Source organism: Pseudomonas sp. FW215-R2, assembly GCF_058789255.1.
Genome location: NZ_JBYTBO010000006.1, coordinates 86,510 through 104,458, shown reverse-complemented (window position 1 = coordinate 104,458; position 17,949 = coordinate 86,510). Strand labels below are relative to the sequence as shown.

General features: G+C 61.5%; 14 protein-coding genes. 9 read left to right on the top strand and 5 right to left on the bottom strand.

What is annotated here, in order from left to right; genetic code table 11:
• Positions 1 to 101: 101 nt before the first annotated feature.
• The 9 genes from eat (at position 102) to AC3WRD_RS10570 (ending at position 8,551) form a co-directional block, all read left to right on the top strand.
• Positions 102 to 1,472 (top strand): ethanolamine permease, encoded by a 1,371-nt coding sequence (eat, locus tag AC3WRD_RS10610; RefSeq protein WP_102620860.1) that lies wholly within the window; start codon positions 102 to 104, stop codon positions 1,470 to 1,472.
• Between the two features lie 80 nt (positions 1,473 to 1,552).
• Positions 1,553 to 2,947: an ethanolamine ammonia-lyase subunit EutB gene (locus AC3WRD_RS10605; protein WP_102620861.1), complete on the top strand. Its 1,395-nt coding sequence runs from the start codon at positions 1,553 to 1,555 to the stop codon at positions 2,945 to 2,947.
• Positions 2,944 to 3,777, top strand: a complete 834-nt coding sequence (gene eutC / locus AC3WRD_RS10600) for an ethanolamine ammonia-lyase subunit EutC (RefSeq protein ID WP_371858315.1) — start codon at positions 2,944 to 2,946, stop codon at positions 3,775 to 3,777. Before AC3WRD_RS10605 ends, eutC begins: the two co-directional genes overlap by 4 nt.
• Positions 3,778 to 3,892: 115 nt before the next feature.
• Positions 3,893 to 4,354, top strand: a complete 462-nt coding sequence (locus tag AC3WRD_RS10595; protein ID WP_096820770.1) for a GNAT family N-acetyltransferase — start codon at positions 3,893 to 3,895, stop codon at positions 4,352 to 4,354.
• Positions 4,355 to 4,592: 238 nt separating this feature from the next.
• Positions 4,593 to 5,243 carry a DedA family protein gene (locus AC3WRD_RS10590; RefSeq protein WP_096820769.1) on the top strand — a complete coding sequence of 217 codons (651 nt, stop codon included), beginning with the start codon at positions 4,593 to 4,595 and terminating at the stop codon, positions 5,241 to 5,243.
• Positions 5,244 to 5,247: 4 nt separating this feature from the next.
• Entirely contained in the window at positions 5,248 to 6,060 is an 813-nt protein-coding gene (locus AC3WRD_RS10585) for a M90 family metallopeptidase (RefSeq protein WP_096820768.1), read from the top strand.
• A gap of 112 nt (positions 6,061 to 6,172) precedes the next feature.
• A complete protein-coding gene (gene ppa / locus AC3WRD_RS10580; protein ID WP_007990564.1) occupies positions 6,173 to 6,700 on the top strand; it encodes an inorganic diphosphatase in 528 nt (175 codons plus the stop codon).
• Between the two features lie 221 nt (positions 6,701 to 6,921).
• On the top strand, positions 6,922 to 7,659 hold the full coding sequence (locus AC3WRD_RS10575) for a S24 family peptidase (protein WP_085732972.1): 738 nt from the start codon (positions 6,922 to 6,924) through the stop codon (positions 7,657 to 7,659).
• Positions 7,660 to 8,074: 415 nt separating this feature from the next.
• Positions 8,075 to 8,551, top strand: a complete 477-nt coding sequence (locus AC3WRD_RS10570; protein ID WP_256580622.1) for a hypothetical protein — start codon at positions 8,075 to 8,077, stop codon at positions 8,549 to 8,551.
• Between the two features lies 1 nt (position 8,552).
• Here AC3WRD_RS10570 and AC3WRD_RS10565 read toward each other — a convergent pair whose 3' ends face one another.
• The 5 genes from AC3WRD_RS10565 to AC3WRD_RS10545 are packed head-to-tail and all read right to left on the bottom strand — an operon-like array spanning position 8,553 to position 17,899.
• Positions 8,553 to 9,365, bottom strand: a complete 813-nt coding sequence (locus tag AC3WRD_RS10565) for a YfaP family protein (RefSeq protein WP_102620863.1) — start codon at positions 9,363 to 9,365, stop codon at positions 8,553 to 8,555.
• 3 nt (positions 9,366 to 9,368) lie between these two features.
• Positions 9,369 to 10,988: a DUF2300 domain-containing protein gene (locus AC3WRD_RS10560; RefSeq protein ID WP_102620864.1), complete on the bottom strand. Its 1,620-nt coding sequence runs from the start codon at positions 10,986 to 10,988 to the stop codon at positions 9,369 to 9,371.
• Position 10,989: 1 nt separating this feature from the next.
• The gene (locus AC3WRD_RS10555; RefSeq protein ID WP_102620865.1) at positions 10,990 to 15,555 is read right to left on the bottom strand and encodes an alpha-2-macroglobulin family protein; all 4,566 of its coding nucleotides are present in this window, start codon (positions 15,553 to 15,555) and stop codon (positions 10,990 to 10,992) included.
• On the bottom strand, positions 15,552 to 16,217 hold the full coding sequence (locus AC3WRD_RS10550) for a DUF1175 domain-containing protein (RefSeq protein WP_170931650.1): 666 nt from the start codon (positions 16,215 to 16,217) through the stop codon (positions 15,552 to 15,554). The genes AC3WRD_RS10555 and AC3WRD_RS10550 overlap by 4 nt, the downstream gene beginning before the upstream one ends.
• Positions 16,187 to 17,899: a DUF2138 domain-containing protein gene (locus AC3WRD_RS10545; RefSeq protein ID WP_102620891.1), complete on the bottom strand. Its 1,713-nt coding sequence runs from the start codon at positions 17,897 to 17,899 to the stop codon at positions 16,187 to 16,189. Before AC3WRD_RS10545 ends, AC3WRD_RS10550 begins: the two co-directional genes overlap by 31 nt.
• Between the last annotated feature and the right edge of the window lie 50 nt (positions 17,900 to 17,949).

The following is a 17,949-nucleotide window of genomic DNA, read 5'->3' as shown; positions in this document are numbered from 1 at the left end:
GATTTGCGTGAACACTGCCGCTGCGTGAACAGCGCCCACCCACTCAACCTCTGCACCCGAAAGTCCAACAGATCGAACAATAAAAAAGACAGAGAGGACTTATGACTTCCACCACACAACTCAAACCCACACTCGGCACCCTGCATCTCTGGGGCATTGCCGTCGGCCTGGTGATTTCCGGCGAATACTTCGGCTGGAGTTACGGCTGGGGCACGGCGGGAACCCTGGGTTTCCTGGTCACGGCCCTGATGGTCGCGACCATGTACACCTGCTTCATCTTCAGTTTCACCGAACTGACCACCGCGATTCCCCACGCGGGCGGGCCGTTCGCCTACAGCCGCCGAGCCTTTGGCGAGAAAGGCGGATTGATCGCCGGGATCGCCACGCTGATCGAGTTCGTGTTCGCCCCGCCAGCCATCGCCATGGCCATCGGTGCCTATCTCAATGTGCAATATCCGGAACTTGATCCGAAAGTCGCGGCGGTCGGCGCGTATTTCGTGTTCATGACCCTGAACATCCTCGGCGTCAGCATCGCCGCGACCTTCGAACTGGTGGTCACCGTGCTCGCCGTCGCCGAACTGCTGGTGTTCATGGGCGTCGTTGCACCGGGCTTCAGTTTCAGCAACTTCGTGCTGAACGGCTGGTCGGGCGCCAATGAATTCACGATGGGCTCGATTCCCGGCATTTTCGCCGCCATTCCCTTCGCGATCTGGTTCTTTCTCGCCATCGAAGGCGCGGCCATGGCGGCCGAGGAAGCCAAAGACCCGAAACGCACGATTCCCAAGGCTTATGTCAGCGGCATCCTGACCCTGGTGTTCCTGGCCATCGGCGTCATGGTGATGGCCGGCGGCGTTGGCGACTGGCGTCAACTGTCGAACATCAACGACCCGTTGCCTCAAGCGATGAAAGCAGTGGTCGGCAACAATTCGACGTGGATGCACATGCTGGTCTGGATCGGCCTGTTCGGGCTGGTGGCGAGTTTCCACGGGATCATCCTCGGTTACTCGCGGCAGTTCTTCGCCCTCGCCCGGGCCGGTTATCTGCCGAAAAGCCTGGCCAAACTCTCGCGTTTCCAGACGCCGCACCGGGCGATTCTGGCCGGCGGCGTGATCGGCATCGCGGCAATCTACAGCGACGGACTGGTCAATCTGCAAGGCATGACCCTGACGGCGGCGATGATCACCATGTCGGTGTTCGGCGCCATCGTGATGTACATCATCAGTATGCTCAGCCTGTTCAAACTGCGTAAAACCGAGCCGAACCTGGAACGCACCTTCCGCGCGCCGGGCTATCCGATGGTGCCGGCCATCGCGCTGTTCCTGGCGGTGGTGTGCCTGGTGGCGATGGCCTGGTTCAACACGCTGATCGGTTGTGTGTTCCTCGGGTTCATGGCCGCCGGTTACCTGTACTTCCAGCTGACCGCCAAGCAACGCTCCGAAGCACCGGCAGACGCTATGCTCGAAGGTATCTAAACGCTAACTGAGCTGCACCGGCATCGGGCCTCGAGCTCGGTGCCCGCACTAAAAGCATTCATTCAGGAGGAACGCGCCCCATGGCCGCATTTGCCCATACCGTCGGCGCCCAGACCTATCGCTTCGACAGCCTGAAAGACGTGATGGCCAAGGCCAGCCCGGCGCGCTCCGGGGATTTTCTGGCCGGCGTCGCCGCGCTCAACGATGGCGAGCGGGTGGCCGCGCAAATGACGCTGGCCGACATCCCGCTGACACATTTCCTGCAGGAAGCGCTGATTCCCTACGAATCCGATGAAGTCACCCGACTGATCATCGACAGCCATGACAAGCAGGCCTTTGCGGTCGTCAGCCATCTCACCGTTGGCGGCTTTCGCGACTGGCTTCTGAGCGAAGCGGCCGACGAGTCCAGCCTGCGGGCCCTCGCCCCCGGCCTGACGCCGGAAATGGTCGCGGCAGTGTCGAAGATCATGCGCGTGCAGGATCTGGTGCTGGTGGCGCAGAAGATCCGCGTCGTCACCAAGTTTCGCGGCACCTTGGGCCTGCGTGGACGGTTATCCACAAGGCTGCAACCCAATCACCCGACCGACGAACCGTCCGGCATCGCCGCGAGCATTCTCGACGGTCTGTTGTACGGCAACGGCGATGCGATGATCGGCATCAACCCGGCCACCGACAGCATCGCCTCGATCTGCGCGATGCTGGAAATGCTCGACGCGATCATCCAGCGCTACGACATTCCGACCCAGGCCTGCGTGCTGACCCACGTCACCACATCTATAGAAGCGATCAACCGTGGGGTGCCGCTGGATCTGGTGTTCCAGTCGATTGCCGGCACCGAAGCGGCCAATGCCAGTTTCGGCATCAATCTGAATATCTTGCAGGAAGGCTATGACGCCGGGCTGAGCCTCAATCGCGGCACGCTCGGGCAGAACCTGATGTATTTCGAAACCGGCCAGGGCAGTGCGCTGTCGGCCAATGCCCACCACGGCGTCGATCAACAGACCTGCGAAACCCGGGCCTACGCCGTGGCGCGGCATTTCAAACCGTTCCTGGTGAACACCGTCGTAGGATTCATCGGCCCGGAGTACCTCTACAACGGCAAGCAGATCATCCGCGCCGGCCTCGAAGACCACTTCTGCGGCAAGCTGCTCGGCGTGCCGATGGGCTGCGACATCTGCTACACCAACCACGCCGAAGCCGACCAGGACGACATGGACACCCTGCTGACCCTGCTGGGCGTGGCGGGGATCAATTTCATCATGGGCATCCCCGGCTCCGACGACATCATGCTCAACTACCAGACCACTTCGTTCCACGACGCCCTCTACGCGCGTCAGACCCTGGGCCTGAAACCGGCGCCGGAGTTCGAGCAGTGGCTGGCGAACATGGGCATCTTCACCCAGGCGGACGGCAAGGTCCGCTTCGGCAACAACCTGCCGCCGGCCTTCCGCCAGGCGTTGGCGCAACTGGGATGAGTCAGATGGAAAAACCGCCCGTCGATCCACAAAACCCCTGGCTTGAGCTGCGCCGCCTGACCCCGGCGCGGATCGCTCTCGGCCGCACCGGCACCAGCCTGCCGACCCGCGCGCAGCTGGATTTCCAGTTCGCCCACGCTCAGGCCCGTGATGCGGTGCATTTACCCTTCGACCATGCAGGGCTCAGTGCCCAACTGACGGAGCGTCAGCGTGACAGCCTGCTGCTGCACAGCGCGGCTGCGGATCGCAACAGCTACCTGCAACGCCCGGACCTGGGGCGCAAATTGAGCGATCAATCGGCGCAAGCCCTGCGTGAATACGCCCTGGCGCATCCGGGCGGCGTGGACCTGGTGATCGTCGTGGCCGACGGCCTCTCGGCACTGGCGGTGCATCGGCACACCCTGCCCTTTCTCACCCGTCTGGAAGAACAGATGACCGCCGACGAATGGTCGACCGCGCCGGTAGTGCTGGTAGAGCAAGGCCGAGTGGCGGTTGGCGATGAAATCGGCCAATTGCTGGGCGCAAAAATGGTCGTGATGCTGATCGGAGAGCGCCCCGGCCTCAGTTCGCCGGACAGCCTCGGTTTATATTTCACCTACAATCCAAAGGTCGGCCTCACGGATGCCTACCGCAATTGCATCTCCAATGTGCGGCTGGAGGGCCTCAGCTACGGCATGGCGGCCCATCGCTTGCTGTATCTGATGCGTGAAGCCTGTCGGCGACAACTGTCGGGCGTCAATCTGAAGGACGAAGCGCAGGTTCAGACGCTGGAATCGGAAGCCGGTGCAGATATGAAGAGTAATTTCCTACTCGATCCGCCCCCAGCCTGAACCGTTTCCGCATTGCGTTTCTGCGCCGGTTTCAGGCAGGATCGATGCACGGCCGCACGGGTTTCCCATCGCCGTCAGAGCAGTTGAAGACAGCCACTTGAAGACGAGACCTATCATGCGGATTATTCAAGCGACCCTCGAACACCTGGACCTGCTGGCCCCGCTGTTCGTCAAATATCGCGAGTTCTACGGTTCCCTGCCCTATCCGGACTCGTCCCGGGCATTCCTTGAAAAACGCCTGCGGCGCAAGGAATCGGTGATTTACCTGGCCCTGGCCGATGACGACGACAAGAAGCTCATGGGGTTCTGTCAGCTCTACCCGAGCTTTTCCTCGCTGTCGCTCAAGCGTGTGTGGATCCTCAACGACATCTACGTCGCCGAAGACGCCCGCCGCCAGCTGGTCGCCGACAACCTGATCCGCACCGCGAAGAGAATGGCCAAGGAAACCCAGGCCGTGCGTATGCGCGTATCCACCAGCAGCAACAACGAAGTGGCGCAGAAAACCTACGAATCCATCGGATTCAAGGAAGACACCGAGTTCAAGAACTACGTGCTGCCGATCAGCGACGAACTCTGATTTTTTCTAACAATGCGCAAGCCGGCCATCGTGGCGAAGGAGCAAACCTCCTCGCCACCAAGGCTGGCGCCTCGTTCCCCCCTCGAAACGCCCCGCTACAAAACCAACGCGCTTTTCACCTATCAGCTCGTATAATCCTGAGCTTTCCGGCTTGTAAGAAAAACTACACCCGCTTGTAGGCTTACACCGAATCATCCGCACAGGCCTGCCGAGTCGGGCCGTCACCACAGGTGCCCACATGGATTTCAACCCGATCGACCTCATCCTGCATCTCGACGTCTATCTCGACATGCTGGTGAACAACTATGGGACCTGGATCTACGCCATCCTGTTTCTGGTGATCTTTTGCGAGACCGGCCTGGTGGTCATGCCATTCCTGCCGGGTGATTCGCTGCTGTTCATCGCCGGCGCCGTTGCCGCAGGTGGCGGCATGGACCCGGTGCTGCTGGGCGGCCTGCTGATGCTGGCGGCGATCCTCGGTGACAGCACCAACTACGTGATCGGACGAACGGCCGGCGAAAAACTGTTCAGCAATCCGAACTCGAAGATCTTCCGCCGCGACTATCTGCAACAGACTCACGACTTCTACGACAAGCACGGCGGCAAGACCGTAACCCTGGCGCGCTTCCTGCCGATCATCCGCACCTTTGCGCCGTTCGTCGCCGGTGTCGCAAAAATGCCTTACGCGCGTTTCTTCGGTTTCAGCGTGTTCGGCACCGTCCTGTGGGTCGGTGGTCTGGTGACATTGGGCTACTTCTTCGGCAACGTACCGTTCATCAAGAAAAACCTGTCGCTGCTGGTCGTCGGCATCATCCTGCTGTCGCTGGTACCGATGATCATTGGCGTGGTTCGCAGTCGTTTCGGCGGCGCCAAAGCCCAATCGAACTAAGTCGATGTGGTCGCTGAGCGCCTGGCGACGCCGGCGCATCCTGGCAAAGCACCCGATTGCCGATGATATGTGGCAGCGGGTGCGCCACCACCTGACCTTTCTCGACGGCATCAGCGCCGAGGAGGATCAGTGGCTGCGCGAAACCAGCGTCCTGTTCCTTGAAGACAAACACCTGACCGCCCTGCCCGGTGTCGAGCTGCATCAGGAACAACGCCTGCTGCTCGCCGTCCAGGCGCAATTGCCGCTTTTACACCTCGACGATCTGAACTGGTATCAGGGTTTTCACGAAATCGTCCTCTACCCCGACGACTTCCTCAGCCCCCAGCGCCATCGCGATGCCAGTGGTGTGGAACACGAATGGGACGGCGAACACAGCGGTGAAGCCTGGCAGCAAGGGCCGATCATCCTCGCCTGGCCCGGGGTGATGGCCAGTGGTGGCTGGGAAGGCTACAACCTGGTGATCCACGAACTGGCGCACAAACTCGACATGCTCAATGGCGACGCCAACGGCCTGCCGCCGCTGCATGCCGACATGCGAGTCAGCGACTGGGCCCAGGTGATGCAAGCGGCCTACGACGATCTCAACCGCCAGCTCGACCGCCATCCCGACGCCGAAACCGCCATCGACCCGTATGCCGCCGAGAACCCGGCCGAGTTCTTCGCCGTCACCAGCGAGTACTTTTTCAGCGCCCCGGATCTGCTGCACGAGGCTTATCCACAGGTGTATGCGCAGCTGCGGCTTTTCTATCGACAGGATCCGCTGGCACGACTGAAGCAACTTCAGGCCACGGACCCGGTCTATCAGGCACACGAGTAAGGCCTGGACGACCTTCGGTGCATGGCATCGCGGGTGGAATATGCCTATAATCGCCGCCACTTTTTGGTCAATCCGGCCAAGTGTTTTGGTCTACTAACGGGGGCAACGCCCAATGAGCTACAGCAAGATTCCGGCTGGCAAAGACCTGCCGAACGACATCTACGTCGCGATCGAGATCCCGGCCAACCACGCGCCGATCAAATACGAAATCGACAAAGACAGCGATTGCCTGTTCGTTGACCGTTTCATGGCCACCCCGATGTTCTACCCGGCCAACTACGGTTACATCCCGAACACCCTGGCTGACGACGGTGATCCCCTGGACGTGCTGGTCGTAACCCCTTACCCGGTTGCTCCAGGTTCGGTGATCCGCGCTCGTCCAGTCGGCATCCTGAACATGACCGACGACGGCGGCGGCGATGCCAAAGTCATCGCAGTCCCACACGACAAGCTGTCCCAGCTGTACGTGGACGTGAAGGAATACACCGACCTGCCAGCCCTGCTGATCCAGCAGATCGAGCACTTCTTCGCGAACTACAAAGATCTCGAAAAAGGCAAATGGGTGAAAATCGAAGGCTGGGCCGGTGCAGACGCCGCCCGCGAAGCGATCACCAAGTCGGTTGCTGCCTACAAAGGCTAAGCCTCGCGACCTGCGACACGCTTGAAGAAAACCCCGGTTGATCCGGGGTTTTTTGTGCCTGACTGGCAGGGGCTTAAACAGCTTGTTTATGGCTGCCTACAGAAAAGTTTTAGTGTGTGTAATTTCCCACAAGTACGTCTTACATCCCGTCGCAAAATTTGCCGCGATTTTGAACGCCAGGTTTATTCAAACCGCTCTAGGCCGGCCGTAGACTCGTGTTTATGAGAAAGAACACTAGCGGTCCAAGATTCAAGGCGCTCCTGGAAGCTGCGAATATCACCACCACGGGATTCGCAAAGTTCTGGGGCACGGAAGCCCAAAACGTTCATAACTGGTACACCCGGGGCGTACCCGCGTACCGCATGGAAGAAGTCGCGCGCCTGCTGTCCGTCAACAGCCAATGGCTGAAAACCGGTGAAGGCCCGAAAGAAGCGCCGCACCTGTACACCGCCGGCGACACGCTGGATGCACAGGCGATTCAGGGCGTCTATACGGTGCTCGAATCCACCGACATCGAACTGCCGCTCTACAAGGAAGCCCCGACGGCCCCTGGCTCCGACAAGACCCATGTCATCAAAGACCCGGAGCAAACCATCCGCCTGCCCCGCAGCCACCTCGAAACCCTGGAAATCCGCCACACCGACGCCATCTGCACGCACATGATCGGCAACAGCATGGCCGAGAAGATCGAAGACGGCTCCACCCTCGCCATCGACCGCGGCCTCACCCAGGTGGTGGACGGCGAAATCTACGCCATCGAACACGACGGCATGCTGCGCATCAAATACCTGCACCGCATGCCCGGCAATGCCCTGCGCCTGCGCAGCCACAACAGCGCCGAATACCCGGACGAGATCTTCCGGGCAGCGCAGATCGAAGAACAAAGGATTCATGTGTTGGGGTGGGTGTTCTGGTGGTCGACGCTAGGCAAGCGGCGGCCGGTGGTGCCGTTTCTCTGAGGTTACTGCTGTTGTGGGAACTCGCCGGCTGGCGATGAGGCCCGGAAAATCAGTACAAATCCCGAATTTGTTCTGCTGCGGTCGCTCTAAACCGCACTTCAGGCTGGGAATCCCCGGCAAAACTCAGTATCCTGCGCCCCACATTCGCGCATCGACCGCCCTGCGGCCCAGATGACGCCTGACGCGGCAGACCACTGTCTGACCAAGTCCCACAGCCGGACGCAAGATCCGGGTGTACGTTTTGAAGGCTGGCGCGGTTTACCAAAAATAAACCAAGCCAGTCCCCGAGAAGCCGGCCACAAGCCGGCTTTTTAATGCCTGTTGGAAAAGTGATTTTCGAGAGGCGTTCAGACAATTGCTGATCAACACCAAATTGTGCAGCAGGTACTTGCACAATTGTTCAGCGAAAAGGCTCTTGGCAACTTCGATGCTTAATCCACTACAAGGACGTTCAAGATTGCTCCCATCTGCCCTGAATTCACGCCTGAAATCCGTCGGACTGGTTTCGACCATATGCCTCTGCCTGACAGCTTGCGTGGGAGTAGGCGTTTCCCTCCCTGAAAAAACCACACTAAAAACCGACGCCTACAGAGCACAAAGCTACCGCTCGATTCCCCCACAGATCACCAGAACAGTAAAATCGACACCCGCTCGAGAATGGTGCGGAATTACTGTCTGGGCGCTGGTAGTTCCGGTGCCGTTGAAGCTGCCGGTGTGCACGTCGTACTTCGAACAGTCCTTCGGCAAAGACGAGTTCGGAAACGAAGCCGTTCTGCTCAACACCCAGCAAAAAGTGCCATCTCCGCTATACGCTTGTGGCCCATTCATGGTGCTGGGACCAATCGTTCACGGATATGAAGGCAATGCACTGTGCGGCGTTTTTCCCGATTGACTCACGGATAACTAAACGACTTCACCAACGTCAACTCCCCCACCGCCCGCATCGGCACCAGGAACGTCTCCATCTTCTCGCTCGGCGTCCCTTCCTCGGTAATCACCGTCACCTGCGCCGTGGTCAGCGGCTGCACCGCCTCCTCCCCGCCCTCGTCATCACCGCGATAACCACCGCCGAAGTAGTTCACATACACCAGATACTGCCCCTTGATCGGCGCCGGCATGGCGAAGATTTCCGGGCCGTAACCGGTGGTCACGTCAACGTCCAATGCAGCGCCGTTGGGGGCGACGCGGTTGCCGTACCAGATGTGCGCGCCGTCCGGTGTGACCAGGTGCAAGTCGAGGTCGGTGCCGTCGCTGTCCCAGGACAGCAGCACGCGCAGTTTGGCCGGGGTGGCGCCGCCGCTGACGTTGAGGAATTGCGTGCGGTGGCGTTGCTGGCCGTCGGGGCTGCGGACTTCGACGCTGTTGCTGCCGTTGGGGAACGAGAATGGGCGGTCGAAGCGGCCGCTGTCGTCGATTTTCAGCGGCATGCTGACGCCATTGACGATCAGCCGGCCGGGCTCTTTGTTTTTCGGTGTGGCTTTGATTTCGCCGCTGATGCGTGCGGTGTTGGCCTGGCCGACCGGGGTGTTCACCGAGGAGGCCGGGTAGTTGACGGTCTGGCGGAAGTTTTCGCCGTCGCCCTCGGGCGCGCCGCTGCGCCAGCCGCCGATCGGGGTGTCGAGTTTGACGCTGTCGGCGGCCATCGCCATCGGCAATGCATTGAGCGCGCAGAGCAACAGCAAGACCTGTGGATAACGGAGTGTCATGGTCTATTCCAGCAAAAGGTGACGGGCGAGCCCTTCGATATAGGTTTCATCCTGGCCGTTGGGGTGTGCTTCAAAGGCCAGGTGCAGGTATTCGTGAGTCAGGTCGAGGCGATCCTGCAAAGACAGCACGCCGCGCACGTAGATGCGCTGACGTTCGCGGTCGACGAAGGGTCGTCCGAAGGCGAGTTTGCAGACGGCGAAAGTGCTGACTTCGTTGTAGCCGGTTTCGCTTTCCAGCCTCGGACGCCAGCCGCGCCGTTGTTTTTGCAGCCAGTCTTGCGCAGCGGGCAACGCTTCGCAGGACGCCACCGGGTTGTCCCAACGGCTAAGGCTGGCCCGGCGATAGGCGTGCAGCAGAATCGCGTCGTAGCGCTGGCCGGCATTGGCTTGTTCGACGGCTTGCTGCCAGGCAAGTTTGTCGGGGCCAGGTTGATCGGAGTGATAGGTGACGGTGCTGCCGGCCAACACCAGATCCGCCGTCCACGCCGCAATGCTGCGCGACTCGGCGGAGGCCGGACGCGGTGCGACCCGTTGGCGGGTGCTGCTGTCATCGATGCTCAGGCATTCGCCGTTGCGCGTGGCGTTTTGCAGCAGATACGTGCGGATTGCCACGGCCAGTGCTTTGGCGGCTTCGGCGGGTTCGGGTTTGGCTTCACGCTCCAGCACACGGGCGACGTACTCTTCGCGATCCAGCCGAGCAACAAGCTTGTCGTTGAGCAGAAACAGTTCGCCGTCGCTGTGGATATCCAGCGCATTGCCATTGGCGAATTCCACGCGGTAATCGCCCTGCAACGGGCCGGAACTCACCACTCGATCACCGACCAGAACCCGCGAAACCGGATAACGCGAGAACAATCCCACCTCAACACAACGCCCCGCCTCCGCCGGCCACGATGCGGGCAACACCGTCGCCAACGCCGAACCGTAATGCCGCAAAACCATCTGACTGGTACCCCGGCCACCGGCCCAGATCGGCGAGCCGTCCGCGGTCCAGCCGGCGAATCCGCCCTGACGTGATTGCGGGTCCAGATCGCCGAGCCAGCTCCAGGTTTTCACCCGCAAGCGGCCACCCAGTTCACCGACGACATTGCCGTCCGCCGCGTTCAGCACCACGTCGAGCAGCACACGGCGCATCTGATCCTGAGCCGGCAACAAAGACAAAACCTTCAGCAAGTCAGCCACGGAAACCCGAGTAGCCGGTTGCACCGATGGCAGGTCCAGCAACCACGACGGCGCCTGTCGCGCCTGCCAATAGGTTTTCCAATCGCCAGCGGTTATGCCCAACCGCGCCGGCTCGAAATACAGCCCGCAGGATTTCACCAGCGCCTGATCACGTTCGATCTTGCCGCCCGCGGTGCAGCAATAGACTTCTTCCTTCGACTGCCCGCGGCATTCATACGCCGGCTCTTGCGCGCCGGTATCCACCAGCCACGCGTAAACGAACATCTTCCACAGACTGCCCAGCGGCGTATCCAGAGACGAAGGCAGCGGCTCGCGAGCGGTCAGTTGCGTGGTGTTCAGCGACAGCAACTCGCCCTTGTAGGCCATGCGCAACGGTTCATCCTGCGCCGTCGCCAGCGCAGGAATCACACACATCAGCAGCCACAGCAGCGGCCGTGGCATGTCAGTTGACCGTGACCTGACCGAGGGCGGCTTTCGCTTCCTGGGCCTGATGCTGCGGCGCGTAGACCTGAGTGAAGCGCACCGGCGGCAGATTGAACTGGCCTTTCTGCGAGAACCGCACCAGATGCCGCAGACGCAATTCACCGCTCAGCGCATCCACCGGCACGGCGTAGGCCAGTTGGCCCGGTTCGAACCGTGCTTTCTCCAGCGCGGTCGGCTCGGTGCCGTCCTTGCCCTGCAGCTTGATGCCCCACGTGGTGCGCTCGACATCCGCGCCCGGCGGCAGCGGCACTTCGAGCATGCCGTAGCGCAGCGGTTTCGGTGCCTTGCTGGTGAGGATCACTTCGTCCAGGTACAGGCTGTCGCTGGACAGCGGCTTGGTGCCGACCGGCTCCAGTTTGAAAGTGAAGGCTTCGTCACCCGGCACCAGACGCGACAGACGACGAGTGATGGTCACCGCCATCGGATCAACCGCCGGTTGCTGGGTCTGGAAGCTCAGCGCGGCACGCAACGGACGCTCCTGAGTACCCGACACCGACAACACGCTCGGCACCGGCGCCGCACCCTGCCACGTCCAGTACATCTCGCCGGTCGCTCCGTAGTTTTTCTTCCAGCCTTCGCCCGGAGCCAGCGCGATGGTCGGCGAGGCCTGAGCGATGCTGCGTTGCAGCCAGGTCAGCGCCAGCGCGCGTTCGAGGGTCGATTGCTGCGGCAACAGGCGTTGCAGCAGCGCGTTCGCACGAGCCTGATCGAACGGTTGCAGCGACAGGTTCAGCGCTTCGATAAACGGCTGCGAACTGACCGACAAGCGCTGTTGCGCAGCGCCCAACTGACGATTGAATGCTTCCGGCAGAGCAACTTTCGACTGGGTGGCCAGCGATGCGGTCAGGACCCGCGCCGCCGCCAGACCGAGCGCCGAATCCGGATCGCTCATCACCAGACTGTCCTCACCGTCGTCCATCAGGTTCGCGGCATTGCCCTCACCGGCCTTCGCCAGATCGTCCATCAAACCGCTGAGCAGCGTGTTGACCGGCAGATGCATCTGCTTGGCGAACGACAGGATCAGCGCCCGTTGCAGCAACGGCGTGTTCGGCGCCTGCTTGGCGTAAACCTCCAGCACCCGCTGCCAGTGCTCCGGCGGCAGGGTCAGATCCAGCACTTGGCTGGCGTTCCAGTCGGCGTAGTAGGCGTAAGCGGTGAGGAACGCATCCGGTTCACCGTCGAAGCCCCACCAGGTGAAGCTCGCCGACGGCCCGGCCATTTGCACCAGGCGCAGACGGCTGTTCTGCATGATCAGACGCAAGCGGTCGCGGATCTGCGGGCTCGACGCCAGCGACGGATAAGCGATGCTCAGCGGCAGCAAGCGGCTGGCGGTCTGCTCGACGCCGCCGTACGGATAGCTCAGCAGATCGTCGAGGGCGGAACGGAACAGCGCTTGCGGACTGTCATCCAGACGCAGGCGAATGTCGGTGGCGTCCGCCGGCAGAGTCAACGGCGTGTCGCCGCTGGCCACGTCGAGGCTCTGAGTCTGCGTCACTTGCCAGCCTTCTCCGGTCGCGGTCAGGCGCACAGCGAGGGCGTCGGCGGTCTTGCCGTCCTGCACCAGTTCGGCGGTCCATTCGCCGGTGGCCAATGCGAAGGCCGGCAGCGGCAGGTAGTTGATGCCGTTGTTGAGCGTCACCGGCAGGCGCTGTTCGGCGCCGGCGTAGTGCGTCACCAGTTCAGCCTTGACCGGTTTTTCGGCCTGGCTGAAGGCGAACACGCCGAGTTGCGGCTGATCGCCCTTGCGGAATTTGCTCGGCCCGCTCCACTTCAGGTACAGCGGTTTTTCCGAGCGCACGAACTGCTTCTTCTGCCCGACCTGACCGTCATCGGCAATCGCCCGCGCGGTAATGCGCCAGCGGGTCAGCGAGTCCGGCATCTTGAAGGTGAAGCGGGTCTTGCCGTCGGCGTCGGTCAGCAACTCTGGCTGCCACGCGGCGGTATCGACGTCTTCGCGGCGCGGCCGCTCCAGCACTTTTACCCCGCGTTCGCTGCGGTTGGCCTTGCCCGGTGCGCCCGGGCTGCCCGGCAATGCCACGTCGTAGCTGATGAACGACAGGCTGGCGCTGGTACGCACGTTGTTGCGGCGCGGGTGATAGAAGAACTGGTCGATGGTCGGCGCGACTTCCGGTTGCAGCGCGTAGACCATTTCGTCGACCACGCTGACCGTCAGGTGCGCCGGCACTGCCTTGCCGGCGAACTGCGTGGTCAGGTCGACCGTCACGGTATCGCCCGGCTGATAGGTCTCTTTGTCAGTCTTGATTGCCACGTCGATCTGCGGCGCGACGACCTTGATCCCGGCGTTCTGGAAGCTGTACTGACCGCCCTTGGTGTAGAGCACGGAGAACGTCAGGTTCGGCGCAAAGTTGTCCTTCACCGGGATGCGTGCGCGGTATTGGGTGTCGCTGAGTTTTTCCAGTTTCAGCCAGTCGCCGCCCTTGGCCAGCAGCGCGGTGGCTTCGACCTTGTCGCGCTCCAGCGACAACAGGGCATCACTCACCGGCTCCGGGAAAGTGATCAGCGCCAGCGCTTCGTCGCCGGCCTTGTACTCAGTTTTGTCGAGGACGATTTCCACGGTGCCCGGCACCGCCTTGACGCCGTCGCCGGTGACCGAATGGCCGGTCGCACCAAGCACTCGACCGTGCTGATCTTTCAGCGACAGGTTGTAGGTGCCCGGGCGATCGAACGCCACGCTGAAACCTTTGTCTTTCGCCGCCAGTTTGCCTTCGCCGGTGGTCTGGTCTTCCAGACGCACCCAGCTGTAGCTGCTCGGCACAACGGCCTGAGCCTGTTCGCTGCCACCTTCGTTGGCGTAGCTGAACGCGACCTTGTCACCCACCGCGCTGAAACGCTGCGGCGCAGTCAGGCGGAAGCTGGCGGCGCCCCGGTCGATGAGGATTTCCTTGGTGGTCTTGACCCGATACGCCGCACCATCGCTGGCGAACACGGTGAGCATGTAGCGGCTCGGTTTGTCGGCGGCCGGCAGGTCGAGGGTCGCGTTGCCTTTGCTGTCGGTGGTCAGTTCGGTGCTGGTCAGCTCTACCGGGAATTGCCCGAGGTATTGCAGCTCGTTGTCGACCATCGACAGTTGCTGGGCGCGCAGGCTCAGGGTCAATTTGGCGTTGGCCACCGGTTTACCGTCCGGGTACAGCAGCACCAGACTGCCCTTCACCGGTTCGCCGGTGCGGTAATCCTGCTTGGCCAGATTCAGCGAAATTTCGAAGTGCGGCTTGATGTACTCCGCCACACGGAACGCGCTGCTGTAGGCCTGATCCTTGTAGTTGAAACGCAGCTCGTAACCACCGGCCACCGCGTTGTCCGGCAACTGGAAACGGCCCTGGGTGCCGGCCTTCGAATCGAGTTTCAGGTCGAGCCGCTGCAACTCGGTACCGGTCGCATCGAGCACGCTGACATTGACGTCCGCCGCACCCGGCAATACCGAGTCCCGCGCGTTCTTGAATTCGCGGCCGACGATTTTCAGCGACACCCAATCGCCCGGGCGATACAGCGGCCGGTCGGTGAAGGCGTAGAGTTTGGTGTCGTAGATTTCGCTGTCGTAATAGAAGTTTTCCGAGACGAACACGCCGCCCTCTTCGTCCTCGCCGATCACGAACGAACGCTCCGGGCTGACGTGTTTCAGGCGCAGCAAACCATCGGTATCGGTGGCGCCACTGCTCATCACGCCGAGGCCGTCGGTCCACAGCACATTGACCTTCGGCACCGAACTGCCTTCGTGTTTGCGCGCGGCCCACACCAGCAACTCATCACCAGCAATCTTGCTCACCGCGACGGTGTTGGAAACGAAAACCATGGTGGTCGCGCGGTACTTGCCGATCAGCGCTTCAACCAGGTACAGGCCCGGTTTCAGGTTGCCCAGCGGGATGTAGACGTTGCCCGGCGCAACGCTGACGAACTCGCTGGAAGAACCGGCCAGATTCACGCCTTCCGGCGGCTGAATCGGCTTGGCCTGCCACAGCGGATAACGGAACTGGCTGACCACCGGCAGGCCCGGAATCAAGGCGAACTGCGGCTGCGCGTCGTACGGCGTCGGCGCGGCGATGGCGTTGCCCATCTTCAGCTCCGGCACTTCCTCGGTGACTTGCTGACGCGATTCGTAGGAGAACGCACGCTGCATCACTCGACGGGATTTGCGGTACCAGTTGTCCCACAGGTACGCGAGGGTGTTCGACAGGCCTTCGCCCTTGAACTGGCCGTCGCTGACCACGCGGTGCAGGTTCTTCTGGCGCTTGAGGAAGTCCAGCGGCTTGTCGATCTTGTACACGCGAATGTCGGCGCCGCCGTACGGTTCCATGCGGAAACGACGGTAGTCACGGCCCGGCGCTTCGAGGCGCACAACCGCCTGTTCGTCGCTGGCGAAACTGCTGTCGGCCAGCAGGAAGAAGCTTTCACCGGAGACCGGCGTGTAGCCGCTTGGCTCGACGGAGTCTTCGGCATTCACGGCCGAAAACGGCAGGACTAACAGCAACAGAAAAGGCAGTAAACGCAGCATGCGGGCACCGGTCATTGGGAGAGAAAGTTCAGTCGATAGACGCCGATGAAGTTGGGGTTGGCTGCGTCGGGTATCCATCGGGTGTCCTTCCATGTCATGAGTTGCTGCAGGCTTGCCGAACGCATGCCGTTGTCAGTGGGGGTGGTCGTGCCGGTGTGATAGGCGATGTAACGGCCCATCCAGATCATCAGGTGCTGGTCGTCGCCCTGATCGAAAAACATCAGATCGCCGGGCCGTGCCTGAGACACGTCGCGGCCGATCAGATGGCTGTTGAACTGAATCAGTTTGATCGCGTTGACGTAGGGCCCGACCTTGCCGCCGCCCTGTTGCCATTGCTGGGCAAACTTGCGTTGCTCGTCGCTCAACGCCAGCTCCGGCGGCAGGTAGCGGTTGGACACGCCATTGCTGCGCAGCCATTTGTCGTCATGGACTTTCAGCGCTTCGTTGGCGGCAAACCGCACCAGCCCGGCGCAGTCCTGCTGATACCAGCGCGGGCTCGGGCCTTTGCTCAACTGCTCCTGAGCGATGCGCACGAACCAGGCGCGAAAGACCTGGGACTGCGCAGGATCGAGCGCCGGCGCTTCGACCGCTCGGGCACCCGCGCTCAGTAACAGCGCGAGCAAGCCGAGGCTGCGGATCAGTGCCGTCACAGCGCTTTCCACTCCAGCGGCAGCCATTGCCAGTGACCGTCGGGCTCACTGCCTTCCGGCAACGTCAGGGCGTATTTGCCGTAACCGCCGAGGGTGCGCAGTTTCGGGATCAGGTAGGTTTGCGCGGCGTTGTAGAACACCGGCTCCATGTCCTGCGGCAGGCTGTCGAGGGTTTCCTGCTGCATCAGTTGCGCCATCGAGTCCGGACCAAAGTAGATTGGCATCAGCACGTCTTTGGGCAGCACATCGGCCATCGGCGGGAAGCGTTTGTCGAGGGTGCCGAGAGCCTTGTCGACCAGTTTGTCGTCGAGGGAAAACAGCAGCGTCGAACCGTGGCGCGCCAGGCTGACTTTCATGAAAGCCTTGCCGGTGATCGCGTCCGGGTTCTCGGCATCCTTGGCCGCGTAAGGGCCGAAGTTGGAGCTGACCTGACGCTGCCAGAGGTGGCTCTGACCTTCCTGTTTTTCCACCACCGGGAACGCGTGCTCATCGACGTTGCCTTCATAGGCACCGACCATCGAATCGAACAACGTGCCGATATCGCCGTCGAGCTTGCCGCTGTCCTCGTCTTTCAGACTGGCCACCAGCAACGGCGTGTACAGCCGCGAATCGGCATACCAGCACAGGCCCGCCGCGCCGGCCACGTGTTCGGTAAGCGTCTGCGCTACTGCTTCTTCGGCGCCGAGTTTAACCAGCAATGGTTTCTGCGGCTCGGCAGCGACCGGCAAGGTCACGCAGGCACTGGCACCCAGCGGCATGGCTTGCCAGACCGGTTTGAAATCGAAGTCCGGCTGGTTCTCCAGTTCATCCATGGCGAGGAAGCTGTGCCAGCCCTTGTCGTCCATGTCGAAACGCAGGCCGGCGAAGTTCGGGATGAAGCGCTGGTAACCCATGGCGAGGACGCTGGAATTGACCGACAGACGCTGTTTGGTTTCAGGTGTTTTAGCTGGCAGCCCGAACGCTTCGGGGAACAGTTTTTCGCCATTGAGCAGCGCCGCCAGCGCTTGTGGCGAAACATGGCCAGACTCTTCGGAGGCGCCACTTTCAGGGTCGTAGAATTTGGTCGGGTTGGACAGCACCACCAGTTTGTCGCCACGGGAAGCGAACAACAGTGATTTGCTGGCGTTGTAGGTCAGTTGATACAGCGGCACCTCGTCACTGCCGACTTTCAGTGTGCTCAACACGCTCAGTTGCGAATCATCCAGCGCGACTTTCGCCAGCGGCTCCAACAGCTTGGCCAAACCGCCGCGATCCATCACCAGCAGGAAATCCTTCAGACGACCATCGGCGCCACGCCACAACGCCACGTCTGCCGGTTGATCGAAGATCTGCTCTATGAGGCTGTCCTGCAGCTTCAGGTCATGTTCGTAAATGATCCGCCGCAGACTGCCGATCAGCCCGAGGCGATCAGCATGAGTCTCGTAATAGAAGACGAAATCCTCGGTGAGCGTGGCCTTGAGGAACGGTACTGTCAGCAGGTCCTTGGGCAACTGGCTCAGGGAGCGGGTTTCCAGCAGCGCGTCCGGGCGGCTGAGGCCGAGCTTGTCGCTGGCCAGTGCCGCCGCAGGCAGCTTGGGTTTGTGCATCAGCCAGCCGAGCCCGCCCGCCACGCCGGCCACCAGGCACAGCCCGACCACCAGCAACGGCCAGCGCCGGGAAGGTTTGGCGGCAGGTGCATTGGTAACCGGGGTCTCAGTGTTTTCGCTCATCTTCTCGCTCATCTTCCCAAAGCTCGGCAGTTCATCCGTGGTGCGGGATG

Bases quoted from the DNA above. Each gene is read 5' to 3' on its own strand.
- AC3WRD_RS10550 (WP_170931650.1), bottom strand. From the start codon at position 16,217: ATGGCTGCCGCTGGAGTGGAAAGCGCTGTGACGGCACTGATCCGCAGC.
- AC3WRD_RS10560 (WP_102620864.1), bottom strand. From the start codon at position 10,988: ATGCCACGGCCGCTGCTGTGGCTGCTGATGTGTGTGATTCCTGCGCTG.
- AC3WRD_RS10545 (WP_102620891.1), bottom strand. From the start codon at position 17,899: ATGAGCGAAAACACTGAGACCCCGGTTACCAATGCACCTGCCGCCAAA.
- AC3WRD_RS10575 (WP_085732972.1), top strand. From the start codon at position 6,922: ATGAGAAAGAACACTAGCGGTCCAAGATTCAAGGCGCTCCTGGAAGCT.
- AC3WRD_RS10590 (WP_096820769.1), top strand. From the start codon at position 4,593: ATGGATTTCAACCCGATCGACCTCATCCTGCATCTCGACGTCTATCTC.
- AC3WRD_RS10555 (WP_102620865.1), bottom strand. From the start codon at position 15,555: ATGACCGGTGCCCGCATGCTGCGTTTACTGCCTTTTCTGTTGCTGTTA.
- AC3WRD_RS10595 (WP_096820770.1), top strand. From the start codon at position 3,893: ATGCGGATTATTCAAGCGACCCTCGAACACCTGGACCTGCTGGCCCCG.
- AC3WRD_RS10605 (WP_102620861.1), top strand. From the start codon at position 1,553: ATGGCCGCATTTGCCCATACCGTCGGCGCCCAGACCTATCGCTTCGAC.
- eat (WP_102620860.1), top strand. From the start codon at position 102: ATGACTTCCACCACACAACTCAAACCCACACTCGGCACCCTGCATCTC.
- eutC (WP_371858315.1), top strand. From the start codon at position 2,944: ATGAGTCAGATGGAAAAACCGCCCGTCGATCCACAAAACCCCTGGCTT.
- AC3WRD_RS10565 (WP_102620863.1), bottom strand. From the start codon at position 9,365: ATGACACTCCGTTATCCACAGGTCTTGCTGTTGCTCTGCGCGCTCAAT.
- AC3WRD_RS10585 (WP_096820768.1), top strand. From the start codon at position 5,248: ATGTGGTCGCTGAGCGCCTGGCGACGCCGGCGCATCCTGGCAAAGCAC.
- ppa (WP_007990564.1), top strand. From the start codon at position 6,173: ATGAGCTACAGCAAGATTCCGGCTGGCAAAGACCTGCCGAACGACATC.